This is a genomic window from Pseudoalteromonas shioyasakiensis (genome assembly GCF_022398475.1).
In the GTDB taxonomy this organism is placed as follows: Bacteria; Pseudomonadota; Gammaproteobacteria; order Enterobacterales; family Alteromonadaceae; genus Pseudoalteromonas.
The window spans coordinates 1-13,293 of record NZ_JAKEVM010000117.1 but is presented as its reverse complement, the minus strand read 5'-3'; the positions used below and the strand labels follow the sequence as shown (position 1 = coordinate 13,293).

Annotated in this window: 14 protein-coding genes; all 14 read left to right on the top strand. The window is 40.2% G+C overall.

Annotated elements, in window-relative coordinates:
* Positions 1-32: 32 nt before the first annotated feature.
* A complete protein-coding gene (lrp, locus tag L1D51_RS16670; RefSeq protein ID WP_054552971.1) occupies positions 33-512 on the top strand; it encodes a leucine-responsive transcriptional regulator Lrp in 480 nt (159 codons plus the stop codon).
* 141 nt (positions 513-653) lie between these two features.
* Positions 654-3,146 carry a DNA translocase FtsK gene (locus L1D51_RS16665; protein ID WP_055198702.1) on the top strand — a complete coding sequence of 831 codons (2,493 nt, stop codon included), beginning with the start codon at positions 654-656 and terminating at the stop codon, positions 3,144-3,146.
* Complete coding sequence (gene lolA, locus L1D51_RS16660; RefSeq protein WP_130051719.1) at positions 3,146-3,772, top strand: outer membrane lipoprotein periplasmic chaperone LolA; 627 nt, start codon at positions 3,146-3,148, stop codon at positions 3,770-3,772. The genes L1D51_RS16665 and lolA overlap by 1 nt, the downstream gene beginning before the upstream one ends.
* Before the next feature lie 3 nt (positions 3,773-3,775).
* Entirely contained in the window at positions 3,776-5,113 is a 1,338-nt protein-coding gene (locus L1D51_RS16655) for a replication-associated recombination protein A (protein ID WP_239964240.1), read from the top strand.
* Complete coding sequence (crcB, locus tag L1D51_RS16650) at positions 5,106-5,492, top strand: fluoride efflux transporter CrcB (protein WP_082389253.1); 387 nt, start codon at positions 5,106-5,108, stop codon at positions 5,490-5,492. The genes L1D51_RS16655 and crcB overlap by 8 nt, the downstream gene beginning before the upstream one ends.
* Positions 5,493-5,501: 9 nt before the next feature.
* Positions 5,502-6,806: a serine--tRNA ligase gene (serS, locus tag L1D51_RS16645; RefSeq protein WP_239964239.1), complete on the top strand. Its 1,305-nt coding sequence runs from the start codon at positions 5,502-5,504 to the stop codon at positions 6,804-6,806.
* Between the two features lie 137 nt (positions 6,807-6,943).
* On the top strand, positions 6,944-8,266 hold the full coding sequence (locus L1D51_RS16640; protein WP_239964237.1) for an ABC1 kinase family protein: 1,323 nt from the start codon (positions 6,944-6,946) through the stop codon (positions 8,264-8,266).
* Between the two features lie 207 nt (positions 8,267-8,473).
* Complete coding sequence (locus tag L1D51_RS16635) at positions 8,474-8,827, top strand: hypothetical protein (protein ID WP_239964236.1); 354 nt, start codon at positions 8,474-8,476, stop codon at positions 8,825-8,827.
* A 117-nt stretch (positions 8,828-8,944) separates the two neighbouring features.
* Entirely contained in the window at positions 8,945-9,214 is a 270-nt protein-coding gene (locus L1D51_RS16630) for a hypothetical protein (RefSeq protein WP_239964235.1), read from the top strand.
* Between the two features lie 495 nt (positions 9,215-9,709).
* Complete coding sequence (locus L1D51_RS16625) at positions 9,710-10,186, top strand: hypothetical protein (RefSeq protein ID WP_239964233.1); 477 nt, start codon at positions 9,710-9,712, stop codon at positions 10,184-10,186.
* Positions 10,187-10,292: 106 nt separating this feature from the next.
* Positions 10,293-10,751: a hypothetical protein gene (locus tag L1D51_RS16620; RefSeq protein ID WP_239964231.1), complete on the top strand. Its 459-nt coding sequence runs from the start codon at positions 10,293-10,295 to the stop codon at positions 10,749-10,751.
* 107 nt (positions 10,752-10,858) lie between these two features.
* Positions 10,859-11,392 carry a hypothetical protein gene (locus tag L1D51_RS16615; protein ID WP_239964230.1) on the top strand — a complete coding sequence of 178 codons (534 nt, stop codon included), beginning with the start codon at positions 10,859-10,861 and terminating at the stop codon, positions 11,390-11,392.
* 389 nt (positions 11,393-11,781) lie between these two features.
* A complete protein-coding gene (locus L1D51_RS16610) occupies positions 11,782-12,186 on the top strand; it encodes a LexA family protein (RefSeq protein ID WP_239964228.1) in 405 nt (134 codons plus the stop codon).
* A gap of 275 nt (positions 12,187-12,461) precedes the next feature.
* Complete coding sequence (locus tag L1D51_RS16605) at positions 12,462-13,226, top strand: hypothetical protein (RefSeq protein WP_239964226.1); 765 nt, start codon at positions 12,462-12,464, stop codon at positions 13,224-13,226.
* Positions 13,227-13,293 lie beyond the last annotated feature (67 nt).

Genomic DNA, 13,293 nt, shown 5'->3' with positions numbered 1-13,293 from the left:
ATTTTAAACAGTGCAAAACTCTGATTTGGCTTATGCATCAATTACTCGACAGAATAGACCGTAAAATTTTAATGGAATTACAGCTCGATGGTCGGATCTCTAACGTAGAGCTGGCAAGGCGTGTAGGGCTAAGTGCCACCCCTTGTTTGGAGCGGGTAAAAAAGCTCGAAAGAGAGGGTTATATACTCGGATATAAAGCAGTAGTGGATCCTGCTAAACTTGGCCAAGGTTTGTCGGTTTATGTAGAAGTAACCATCACTAAAACCTCACCAGATGTTTTCGAAGAGTTTAATGCTGCAGTTAAAAAGCACGACGAAATAATCGAGTGCCATCTAGTATCGGGTAATTTCGACTTTCTATTAAAAACACGTGTAAATGATATGTCGGAATATCGCAATGTACTGGGTGATATTCTACTAAAACTACCAAATGTCAGTGAAAGCCGAACTTATGTGGTAATGGAAGAAGTAAAAGGTGAAGAAGGGGTCATTATTCGCCCATATATTGCCTAAACTGTTAAAATACATATTGAGTAACAAAAACTTGTTCATTATCAGTCCATCAAGGCTAAGATAAAGTGCATCAAACGGCATTTCCTGCTAAGGTATTTCACTGCTAATCGATCAGTAAAGAATAATAAGGAATAGGGAGCTATGCGCCTAAATGGTGTTCAAAGACTGTTAGAAACGGGGCTAATCATCAGCACCTTTGCTGCAGTATTTATTTTATGTGCATTAATCAGTTTTGATCCTGCGGACCCTTCATGGTCGCAAACCGGTGAATTTGTTAATGTTAAGAATATTACCGGCACAGCGGGAGCTTGGGTTGCAGATATCCTATTACTCACTTTTGGCTGGCTTGCTTATTTAGTGCCTGTTGCTATTCAATTGTTCGGTTATTTATTGTTTAAACAGCCACACCGTATTTTCCAGCTTGATTACACCACGCTTGCCTTACGTGTTATTGGTTTTGCGCTGTTTATTACTTCAGCAACTGCCATCAGCAGCATAAATTTTGATGATATTTATAACTTCTCATCTGGTGGGGTAGTGGGAGATGTTATTGCGACAGCAATGATGCCTACCTTTAATTTTACCGGCACCTCCATTTTACTACTGTGTTTTTTCTTTGCTGGTTTAACCCTATTAACCGGTATTTCGTGGGTGCAATTTGTCGATTTTGTCGGCAAGTGGGTGATGAAAGCATTCTACTTTTTACGTGAGCAATTTTCTGCTTGGCTACATCGTGAAAAAGAAGCTGTTAAAGATATCGCCACTACAGAGCCAGACGCTAACTTTGTAGAGCCAGAAAACGAGCCAGCAATTAGCTTTAATGATGCGGATGAAGAAGAACCAAAGCCTGTTAAGCCTAAGCAAAAGCCTGCTGAAAAAGCCGATGATGACTTTAAAGGCTTTGATGAACTAGACGATATTCTTGACCAAGAAATTGGTTTTAGTGCCCTTGATGATGAATCATTCGATACCGTATCGGCACTGAATGCGCTTGATCAGAGCCCAGTTGTTGAGCCAGAAAAACCTGTCACAACGGTTGTTTCGCCTGCGCGCCCTATGCCTAAGCCAAAGCCTGCATACGAGCCGCCGCCAACGGCAAAAGAAAAGTTTGAAGCTTTGCTTGAAGAGCAGCCGCCTACAAACCCGTTACCATCACTTGATTTATTAGACCGCCCAGATAAAGCGAAAAACCCATTATCTCAAGAAGAGCTTGATGGTATTTCGCGTCTAGTTGAAACCAAATTACTTGATTTTAACATTCAAGCTGCGGTTGTGGGTGTTTACCCAGGTCCGGTTGTAACGCGTTTTGAGCTTGATTTAGCGCCGGGTATTAAAGTAGCTAAAATCACTGGCCTAGCGAAAGATTTAGCACGTTCACTGTCTGCTGTAAGCGTACGTGTGGTAGAAGTTATTCCGGGTAAAACCTATGTAGGTTTAGAACTACCAAACAAACACCGTGAAATAGTGCGTTTAAGCGAAGTTATTAATGCGCCTAAGTTCGAATCAAATCCATCACCACTGACTATGGTGTTAGGTAAAGACATTGCTGGCGAGCCGGTATGCGCTGACCTTGGCAAAATGCCACATTTACTTGTTGCGGGTACCACAGGTTCAGGTAAGTCAGTGGGCGTTAATGTAATGATATTAAGCTTACTGTACAAATCGGGCCCTGATGATGTTCGTATGATCATGATCGACCCGAAAATGCTTGAACTTTCTGTGTACGAAGGCATCCCACACTTATTATGTGAAGTTGTTACCGACATGAAAGAAGCAGCCAATGCATTGCGTTGGTGTGTAGGCGAAATGGAACGTCGTTATAAGCTGATGTCGGCACTTGGGGTACGTAACTTAAAAGGTTACAACCAAAAAGTGTTGGATGCCAAAGAAGCGGGCCAACCGATTCTAGATCCACTGTTTAAAGACACCGACGGCATGGCCGATGGCCCTGAAGAGCTAGATAAACTACCAAGTATTGTGGTGGTTATTGACGAATTTGCCGACATGATGATGATCGTGGGTAAAAAAGTGGAAGAGCTGATTGCACGTATCGCGCAAAAAGCCCGTGCTGCAGGCATTCACTTAGTGCTAGCAACACAGCGCCCATCGGTTGACGTAATTACCGGTTTGATTAAAGCGAATATTCCAACCCGTATGGCGTTCCAAGTGTCAAGTAAAATTGACTCGCGTACCATTTTAGATCAGCAAGGTGCTGAAAACTTACTTGGTATGGGTGACATGCTTTACTTACCGCCGGGTACCAGTGTACCAGTGCGTGTGCATGGCGCGTTTGTTGACGACCATGAAGTACATGCGGTTGTAGACGATTGGAAAAAACGTGGCAAACCAAATTATATTGATGAAATTTTAAGTGGCGATGCCACAGAAGAAATTTTACTACCAGGAGAAACCAGTGAAGACGGTGATGAAGAGTCAGATCCGCTTTACGATGAAGCAGTATCATTTGTAATTGAAACCGGCAAAGTGTCGGTATCGAGTGTACAGCGTAAGCTTCGTGTAGGTTATAACCGCGCAGCACGCTTAGTTGAACAAATGGAAACATCAGGCATTGTTAGCGCACCAGGACACAACGGTGCCCGCGAAGTCTTAGTGCCAAATGGTGGAGCAAATTAATGAAAAAAATTAAATACCTAGCCCTAATTATGGGTTGTTTATTAAGCGGTCAAAGTTTTGCAGACGACAGTGAAGCGTTGCAACAACAACTGGCTGCAATTAAAAGTTTTAAAGCTGAGTTTTCACAGCAAGTGACCGATTCGCAAGGCGAAGCTATTATGCAAGGTGAAGGGAATATTGCCCTTCAGCAACCTATGATGATCCGCTGGCAGCAACAAAGCCCAGACGATACCTTGTTTGTATCTAATGGCGACAAAACGTATTACTTCGACAGCTTTGCTGAGCAAGTAACGATTATGAATACCCACAGCCTGATTGATTCAACTCCGTTTGTATTGTTGACCTCAAAAGATCCAGAGCAGTGGGCTAAATACCAAGTTGTGGCAACCGATGCAGGTTTTAGCGTCACGCCAAACAAAGGCGTTGAGAGCCAAGTTGAAAAGTTAGACATTAGCTTTAACGCTCAAGAGCAAGGCCTAGCATCACTGACAGTATTAGATACCTCTGGTCAACAGTCTTTATTTACCTTTAAAGATGCCAAAGTAAACGAAGCACTTGCAACTCAAACCTTTGAATTTACCATTCCTGAAGGTGTTGAAGTTGACGACCAAAGCCAAGGTGATTAAGGCTTGAGTAATCTCGGATTTAATTTTGGTCCTGATGTGCGCCCACTTGCGGCGCGCATGCGACCCGAAACACTCAATGACTACATAGGTCAGCAGCACCTTTTAAGCCCCGATAAACCTCTTTACCAAGCGATTCTTGCAGGTCGATGCCACAGCCTCATTTTGTGGGGGCCGCCAGGCGTTGGTAAAACCACCTTAGCGCAGATTATTGCAAACCATGCCGATGCCAGCCTTATTCAAATGTCGGCAGTCACAGCAGGTGTAAAAGACATTCGTGAGGCCGTAAGCGAAGCAAAAGCAAACCTTGCTGGGCGAGGGCAGCGCACCTTATTATTTGTTGACGAAGTACATCGCTTTAATAAATCTCAGCAAGATGCATTTTTACCACATATTGAAGATGGTACTTTTATTTTTGTTGGCGCGACCACCGAAAACCCATCATTTGCACTTAATAACGCGATATTGTCTCGTGCCCGTGTATATGTATTAAAAGCACTTGAGCAAGCCGATTTATTTAACGTAATTGAGCGCGCCTTACTTGAAGACGTAGAGCTCAGCCAAAAACACATTGAAATTGCCGAAAACGCTAAACAAGCGCTTTGCCAAGCAAGTGATGGCGATGCGCGTAAAGTGCTTAACCTGTTAGAACAAGCGGTTGATTTAACAACTGAGCAGCAGGGCAAATACCTTGTTGATCAACATGTTTTAAGCCAAGTTCTACCAACTCACTTAGCCAAGTACGACAAAGGCGGCGATGAGTTTTACGACTTGATTTCAGCGTTTCATAAGTCTGTACGGGGTAGTTCACCTGATGGCGCTTTATATTGGTACTGCCGTATTTTAGCCGGTGGCGGCGACCCGCTTTATGTGGCTAGGCGTTTATTAGCGATTGCTACAGAAGATATTGGCAATGCAGATCCGCGAGCAATGGAAGTGGCACTCAACGCGTGGGATATTTTTCAACGTGTTGGCCCCAGTGAAGGTGAGCGCGCTATTGCACAAGCCACCATTTATTTAGCCAGTGCTCCGAAAAGTAACGCTGTGTATATGGCGTTTAATCAAGCTATGCAAGATGCTAAAAATGAGCCGAGCCATCCGGTGCCAGAGCATCTACGCAATGCACCAACTAGCTTAATGAAAGATTTGGGTTATGGCGCTGAATATCGTTATGCACACAATGAAGAAGGTGCGTTTGCAGCAGGCGAAAAGTATTTTCCTGAGGCAATTCATGATCGCCAGTATTACTTCCCTACCGACCGCGGGCTTGAACAAAAAATAAAACAAAAGCTGGACTATTTAACTCAGCGCAACGAGCAAAGTGATATTAAACGTTATGAATAGTTTGAAACTTTACATGATGATTGCAATGGGTGGCGCTTCAGGGGCATGTTTACGCTATTTTCTTAGCGAAACCATGCTAAAACTGCTCGGTAGGGGATTCCCTTTTGGCACGTTGACAGTTAATATTCTTGGTTCATTGTTAATGGGCATTTTATACGGCTTGATTGAAAAAGAAATAATCGCTGTTAGCCCCGCTAAAACCTTAATTGGTATTGGCTTTTTAGGTGCATTGACCACCTTTTCAACATTCTCAATGGATTCGTTGTTGCTCTTGCAACAAGGTCACTTTTTTAAAATGGCCCTCAATATCACCTTAAACGTGGTGGTGTGTATATTTATGGCTTGGCTGGGCCTTCAGCTGGTAATGCAAAAAGGTTAAAAATCAAACATGTTAGATTCTAAATTTTTACGTCAAGATATCGAACAAGCGGCTGCACGTTTAGCATCACGCGGTTACGAACTTGATACTGCAGCGGTAACTGCACTTGAAGAAAAACGCAAAACATTACAAGTAAAAACGCAAGAACTTCAAAGCGAGCGTAATGCAAGTTCCAAAGCTATCGGCCAAGCAAAAGCGAAAGGCGAGCACGAAAAAACACAACAGCTGCTTGATTCAGTAAGTAATCTTGGCGATCAACTAGACAGCGTTAAAGCAGAGCAAGACGCAGTACTTGAAGAGCTTAAGCAAATTGCGCTTGCTATTCCAAACCTACCTGATGAGTCTGTTCCAGTAGGTGAAGACGAAGATCAAAACGTTGAAATCTCTACCTGGGGTACGCCTAAGTCATACAACTTTGAAGTAAAAGATCACGTTGATGTTGGTCAAGACGTAAACGGCCTAGACTTTGAAATGGGCGTTAAAATCAGTGGTGCACGTTTTACTGTTATGCGCGGTCAAGTTGCACGTATGCACCGTGCTCTTACGCAGTTCATGCTTGATACGCACACAGAGAAAAACGGCTATACAGAAATGTATGTGCCTTACCTAGTTAATAGCGCAAGCTTATACGGCACTAGCCAATTACCTAAGTTTGCTGGTGACTTATTCCACACATTAGGTTTAGTGGATGACGACGGTCAGCAACAACCAGGTTTTAGCTTAATTCCTACAGCTGAAGTACCACTTACGAACAGTGCTCGCGACGAAATTTACGACGAAAGCGACTTACCAATTCGTTTAACAGCGCACACACCTTGTTTCCGTAGTGAAGCAGGTAGCTATGGCCGTGATACACGTGGTCTTATTCGTCAGCACCAATTCGACAAAGTTGAATTAGTACAACTAGTAAAACCAGAAGATTCAATGCAAGCGCTAGAAGAGCTAACAGGTCACGCTGAGCAAATCTTACAAGCATTAGAACTTCCATACCGTAAAGTAATTTTATGTACGGGTGATATGGGCTTCGGCGCAGCTAAAACTTACGATTTAGAAGTATGGTTACCTGCACAAAACACCTATCGTGAAATCTCATCATGTTCAAACATGGTTGATTTCCAAGCACGTCGTATGCAAGCGCGTTTCCGTCGTCAAGGTGAGAAAAAGCCAGAGCTACTTCATACATTAAATGGTTCAGGTTTAGCAGTTGGTCGTACACTGGTAGCAATCTTAGAGAACTATCAACAAGCAGACGGCTCGATTGTTGTACCAGAAGTATTGCGCCCTTACATGGGTGGCTTAGAAGTTATTAAATAATCTTAATGATATTGAGTTTAAAGGCCGCATCGGGAAACCATGCGGCCTTTTTGTTGCCTAAAGTCTATTTAAAAAAAGTGGATCTAAACCCGAGCAACCTACGTATTCAAAGCATTAAGTTAATAGTGTTAAGCAATATGAGTAATAAACAAAAGTCAGTGCCAACATCACGGTTTTCACGCGCTGCTCGGCTTGGTTCTTTAGCTGGTAAAGTCGCGGGTAATATGTTGTTTGAAGGCACAAAAGCTTGGGCAATGGGCAAGCAAACATCACGACAAGAGTTACTGTTACAGCCAAAAAATATTCAGCGCTTTGCAGAGCAGCTTGCAAATCTTCGCGGGGCTGCAATGAAATTGGGGCAGCTGTTATCCATGGATAGTGGTGAATTACTCACTCCTGAGCTATCTGCAATTTTAGCAAGACTGCGTGCAGAAGCGACACCTATGCCGCAAAAGCAGCTAGTTAAAGTAATGCGTGAGCATTGGGGTGATGCGTGGTTAGAGCAATTATCGCATTTTGAACTCAGACCATTTGCTGCGGCATCAATAGGGCAAGTGCATATTGCTTATCAAGAATCGGGCGAAAAGTTAGCAGTTAAAGTGCAATACCCCGGTATTGCAAAAGGTATTGCTAGTGATGTTGATAACTTAGCTTACCTTCTGAAACTCAGTGGCTTATTACCCAAAGAGGTAGAAATACAGCCTCTTATCGATGAAGCAAAACAACAGCTTATAAACGAAGCTGACTACGAATTAGAAGCTAATTATTTAAAACGCTACAGCGAGTGTTTAAAAGGCGATGACAATTACCTTATTCCAGCTGTGGTAGATTCGCTTAGTTCTTCTCAAGTTTTAGTCATGAGCTTTGTTGAAGGGCAAGAGCTAGATGAGCTGGCAAGCACCGAGCAAGCGCTACGTAATAAAGCGGTTGAACAGTTACTCAGCCTATTTTTACGTGAATTATTTAGCTTTAAACTAGTTCAAACAGATCCAAACTTTGCTAATTATCAATATCAAATCGACAATCAACGCTTAGTACTTTTAGATTTTGGCGCTACCCGCGAACTACCTCAGCATATTAGTGATGGTTACTTACAGTTATTATCTGCCGCGAATAGTAACGATAGAGCAGGTGTTGCAACAGCGGCACAGCAAATTGGCTATTTTCAACAAGGGCTTGCTCAAGAATATATAGATAACGTTGTCGATATATTTCTACTCGCCTGCGAGCCTTTGCGATACCAAGGTGAGTATGACTTTGCAAATAGCGACTTACCAAAACGCATTAAAGAACTTGGCCTTAAAATGAGCACCGCTTCAGAGCATTGGCACGCACCACCCGTAGATGCTTTGTTCGTACACAGAAAACTAGCAGGCCTGTTTTTAATCGCTGCAAAGCTAGGCGCAAAAGTGAATGTGAACCGTATTTTTAAGGAGTTTGAAGTACAGAGTGATAAGTAATTGAACGGGGTTTGGGTAACTTTTTCTGCCCCAAGATGAGTGACGAGCGTATTTTCTGAATATCTTTAAGTACTAATAAAAAAAATTAGGGTTGGCGATGCCTTAAGTTATTTGTTACTAATAGACTTATTTATACATGCGCGTAACATCGGCAGAAAGATACGGGACGAGCGCACTATAAAATTGTTATGTGCTAGGAGGTTTCCGTTGCGTGTCGCTTTGCTTTTGATATTGATTATTCTTTTCGGATGCTCAGAGCAACAAAATATTGATATTCAAGCAATCAAAGAGGCGAAAGACGCGTGGAATGTAAAAATTGGCGCCCAACTTCAAGCATCTACTGACTATTCTGATTTAGAAGTTTGGCTAAATGCTCATGCTATGAAAAATGATATGCAAAAAAACTTTGGTGGTGATTCAAATTCAGCCGAATTAGAGAGATTAAAAAGCAAGATAGACCCTAATTGCTATACCAGTTTGTTTTTGCGCTTTGCAGTGACTGATTCATCCCAAGTGGTAAGTCATAAAATTAGTGCTACTCAAGTATGTAGGTATAAATAAAGCACATAAAAACGCATCAATGAATGGACGTCTAAAGCTTGGCTGGCGCTCATTCCTCGCTAATTTTAGCAAGCTTAATCCGCTCATTATGCGGGCTTTGGCTCTAATAGGTCAGTGATGGATATACCAATTGAAGATGAATTAAAATCTATTTGTATTGAGATAGTTAACCAAGACTACTCAACTCATCAATGGCTTGAAATAGAGTCGAGCGATATGTTTCAGTCTCCATCGTTTGTTGGTGGCTTTGACGCTGATGAATTGGAGTTCTGCTTTAGTTATTTCGATGAGAATCGCACTGAATTTTGGTTTCAGTTTACTTTAGACCAAGCAAAGTCAATTTCAAAAGGTGAAAGTGTTAAGTTGTCTGGTTTAAAATCTGAATAAAAACACATAACAAGTGCCCAAACCAAAGGACGCAAAACAGCAGGCTTGCGCTCCTTCGTCGCTAATTTTAGCCTGCTAAGCAAACGATATGTGTATAGGAGGTTGAGGTGACACACGGAGGAGGTGGGGCATTATACCTACTACTTATTTTGTTATTAGTATCTCTACCTGTCACCTTGATTTGGCTTTTTCATGGGCAAGGTAATGCTAGAAAGAGGCGTGCTATAGGTTTCTCTCAAATAGGCATTTTCGCTATAGCAATAATATTATTCTTTTCTGGTGTCAGTTACCTTCAAAATATTGGGTTAGTCGCTGGTTTTATTGTTTTGATAACTATGTTGATCACACCCGTAGTATTTAAAAACAGAATGTAATATACACTTAACAAGGCCGTTAAACCGTGGGCACAAAACAGCAGGCTTGTGCTTCTTCGTCACCAATTTTAGCCTGCTATTTTGTGCCGTTTACGGCAAGCGTTATATTGCAAGGGGAGCTATGCGTAATCTAATCATTATTTTAGTCGCTTCGGCACTAATATCTTGCGTTGGAATTCCTGCTGAAATTTTAAAATCCAAATCAGCTGAGTATCAATTTCCTATTCTGGCTAGTACCGAAAGTACAATCGTATATCTAATATCTCCTGTTGCATACCAAGAACCGAGTGCTTACCAACAAGTAAAAGTTAACGGCATTAATAGTAAGCTATATTTTGGAGCCTACAGTTCAATTACATTAGCCGAAGATGCAACTATACAATATCGCTTTAATCACAATTCAAACTTGGTTGGTGCTGGTCAATGGAATCAACTTAAAGTAGTAGCTAATAAAAATGAGCTATTTTATGTATTAAAGAATGGTTTATTTACTCAAGTATCTAAAGAGCAAGCTGTCGCTCACATTGTAACCATTGAATATCGGTATTGTGAATATAAACCAAAGCCTTGTGAGCCAATGGTTTACAATGCAATATAACAATCGCATTAAGGGTGGGCACAAAAAGTTTGACTTGCGCTCCTTTGCGCTAATTTTAGCCAAGCATTATCCGCCCTCTATGCGGCGTTAGGGTTACAATCAGGCAATGAAGTGGACTGAACCTTGGGTTAAATCAATCCAAAATCAAGAAAGATATAGCCTTATTTCAAAAGGGATCTTAATCAGCTACCTTATTTGGACGTTGTTTTTCGTTTTTTTGGCAGTTGTAAGTCTGTTGACTAAAGATGACTTTATCAATCATCTTGTTAAAACAATTTGGATTGCGCCTGTAGGAGGTTTCATTTTAGCTTGGGGCATGTATACGATCAGGTGGCTGTCACCAGTTAAAATTGATTCCGGCCCCAAAGGTATTATTAGAATCAAAGCAGATAATATAACTTCGATACCTTGGGAGCTAATATCTTCGTATAGTTTTATTGTTGACGGCATACTTTTTAAGTTTACAGATGATAGTGATATTACATTTTTATTACCTAAAGATATAGATCGAGATTTAATAGCAAAAGAACTTGAAGCACACTCAATCAAAAAAGGTGCTTTATAACCTTAACAAGGTAATTAAATCGAACACAAAACATCAGGCAGTGTCTGCTCCAAATTGTAGCCTGCTATTTTGTTCCGTTTATCACGGCGTTAGGCATCAAGGAAAGTATGGGCGATAATATAAAGGTCGGAGATTGGGTCAGAAGCTATGGTTCAGGGATATGGAGAGTTCATCGAATTCTAGAACTCAATGATTTTGATATTCAAAGTCAAACTAACAAACCTAGAACTGTGGTTTTCTCTTCACGCTTTGTAAACGACTCTTATAAGCGATCCTTTGCAACAGAATGCTGTGATTCAACATTTGTTTATCATTTGCAACAAGCCGAGCGAGATGAACTCGATTCATTTATCAATCAAAATCCTTATTTATATACTAAATTCAATGCTTATAAACCAAAACCCATTGACGCTATTTACAACGCAAAAATAAATATTCCAGTTTCAAAAAGTAAATCTGAGTTAGAAGATTTCTTAATTAGTTACCAATCATTATTTTTAGAGCAACTCTTTTGTCAGTTGCATTCTTCAGGTTTAGTTTCAATTGATAACAAAGGCTGGACAGCACAATTTGTAGCTAAAGATCATGAGGCTGTTGATGGTAAATTAGTGTATAGCTTTTCAACGTTATTGACGTTTTAGATTTTATAGAAACTAAGAATAGTATGTAAGTTTTTGATAGGTGTAAGGAAAAATGGTCGGCATAGCAGGATTTGAACCTGCGACCCCTGACACCCCATGATATTTCACAATACCTGTGTAACAGTATGATATTTAAAGAAAATAAAGCTGTCGCACGGATTTTTGTAGGGTGAAATTCAGTACTTTCGCGAATTTTATAACCTTATAAAACAGATAGTTATAGAGCCTATTACAAATGCTTTTTTTCGTAAAACCTTCTAAAGTCACTAAGACAATTCATTAGAGAAACTAAGTGTAAAAACCTATAGCTAAATCATTTCATATTTCACTTTAGGATCCTTCCGATTTTCACTATACTGTTTTTATGTACAGTATTTGTTTTATTTCTTATGTTCGTTATTCCAATCTATATCGAAGCTGGTATTTCAGGTTTTGAATCGCCTGCTGCTCAGTACAAAGAGCTTGGCCTTTCGCTAGATCAACTTTTAATTAAACACCCTGATGCCACCTTCATCGGCATGGCATCAGGGCAGTCAATGCAGGGAGTAGGTATATATGACGGAGACCTACTTTTAGTCGATAGAGCGGTAGATGTGAGCAACGGTGATATTGTGGTTGCAAGTTACAACGGGTGCTTTGTTTGCAAGATCATCGATAAAGACAACCGCTTGTTATTATCAGCTTCTGATGAGTTTAAGCCTGTGTATGTTTCACCAGAGGATGATTTTTGTTTAGAGGGGGTTGTAACTAGGAGTATCAGACTTCATAAGCCTTGTGCTGAGTTTACACAGTAAGAGTCAATTTTTTGATATTGAATATAAAAAAGCTGTTCTTGCCCAATCTAACTTAATGGATGTAAAAGAAGCAAAGTAATACCAAAAATCTCCTTTATGAGAAATACCTAACCGTTTTGGGTTAATTTATGAATTTCCCTGCTAATAACAGATTTATAAATAAGTGTTTGCTATTTAATTAAGCAAAACTAATGTTTGTTGATGGTTATTATTTTAAAGTGACTTTACTTACCCCATAATCATTTCGGAAACCTAAAAACAACAAAGGGATATTTATGTCTAATTCTGCTAGTGAAACTTCACCAAAATTGCTCTTACTTGCACTTATAGCACTTGCTTTTGCGTGTGTCGGTGGTGTTTATTATTTATGGTTTAAAGGCGTTGGAGTCGGTTTTGGTGGAACAACTGAAACATGGGCTCACTTTGGTAGTTTTTTTGGTGGTACACTTGGCCCTGCACTCTCGTTTTTCTCGTTTTTAGGAGTTATTTATACGGTTTATTTACAATCTAAAAGTAATAAAGAACAGGCACTTGCTAATGAACAAGCTGCAATGGCAATAAAGTCATCGGAGCAACTAGCGAAAGACAATTTAAAAGAACAAAAAAAATTACACTTAAATCAGATCGAACATGATAAACAGCAACAAATTTTAGGCTTTTTAAATGGGTTATTTAATGATCTTGATCAAGCTGGTGTTGGTGCAATCTCAGACTTCGTACCTAGGGAAAGCGGTGTGCTTCCTAAAATTGGCCCGTATTTCAATGCATATTTCTGGAAATTAAAGAAGACAGCTCCAACAATAAAAAGGCTTAGGGATGAACTAAATAAAGAAAGTGCTGAATTAATAATCTTACTAATAGATATAACGATAGGGCAACTTTCTAATTTTCAAAATCAAATAAGAATAGATGGACATATATTTACAAATCAAGATGATATTGGTGACACATTAATGTATTTAGCTGAAGCTGAAGGTGCTTTTCATAAAAACAAAAAATATCTTGAAGCTAAATTTGGTATTTTAGATAATGGAAATTAAAAAATAATATGCAAACAACACTTTTAAAATAGATCTTACTTATTTTATAGGTTTGCCTTCCTAGTAG

Coding starts and splice junctions, on each gene's coding strand:
- serS (WP_239964239.1), top strand. CDS start 5,502: ATGTTAGATTCTAAATTTTTACGTCAAGATATCGAACAAGCGGCTGCA.
- L1D51_RS16625 (WP_239964233.1), top strand. CDS start 9,710: ATGCGTAATCTAATCATTATTTTAGTCGCTTCGGCACTAATATCTTGC.
- crcB (WP_082389253.1), top strand. CDS start 5,106: ATGAATAGTTTGAAACTTTACATGATGATTGCAATGGGTGGCGCTTCA.
- L1D51_RS16620 (WP_239964231.1), top strand. CDS start 10,293: ATGAAGTGGACTGAACCTTGGGTTAAATCAATCCAAAATCAAGAAAGA.
- L1D51_RS16665 (WP_055198702.1), top strand. CDS start 654: ATGCGCCTAAATGGTGTTCAAAGACTGTTAGAAACGGGGCTAATCATC.
- L1D51_RS16630 (WP_239964235.1), top strand. CDS start 8,945: ATGGATATACCAATTGAAGATGAATTAAAATCTATTTGTATTGAGATA.
- L1D51_RS16640 (WP_239964237.1), top strand. CDS start 6,944: ATGAGTAATAAACAAAAGTCAGTGCCAACATCACGGTTTTCACGCGCT.
- L1D51_RS16610 (WP_239964228.1), top strand. CDS start 11,782: ATGTTCGTTATTCCAATCTATATCGAAGCTGGTATTTCAGGTTTTGAA.
- lolA (WP_130051719.1), top strand. CDS start 3,146: ATGAAAAAAATTAAATACCTAGCCCTAATTATGGGTTGTTTATTAAGC.
- L1D51_RS16615 (WP_239964230.1), top strand. CDS start 10,859: ATGGGCGATAATATAAAGGTCGGAGATTGGGTCAGAAGCTATGGTTCA.
- L1D51_RS16605 (WP_239964226.1), top strand. CDS start 12,462: ATGTCTAATTCTGCTAGTGAAACTTCACCAAAATTGCTCTTACTTGCA.
- lrp (WP_054552971.1), top strand. CDS start 33: ATGCATCAATTACTCGACAGAATAGACCGTAAAATTTTAATGGAATTA.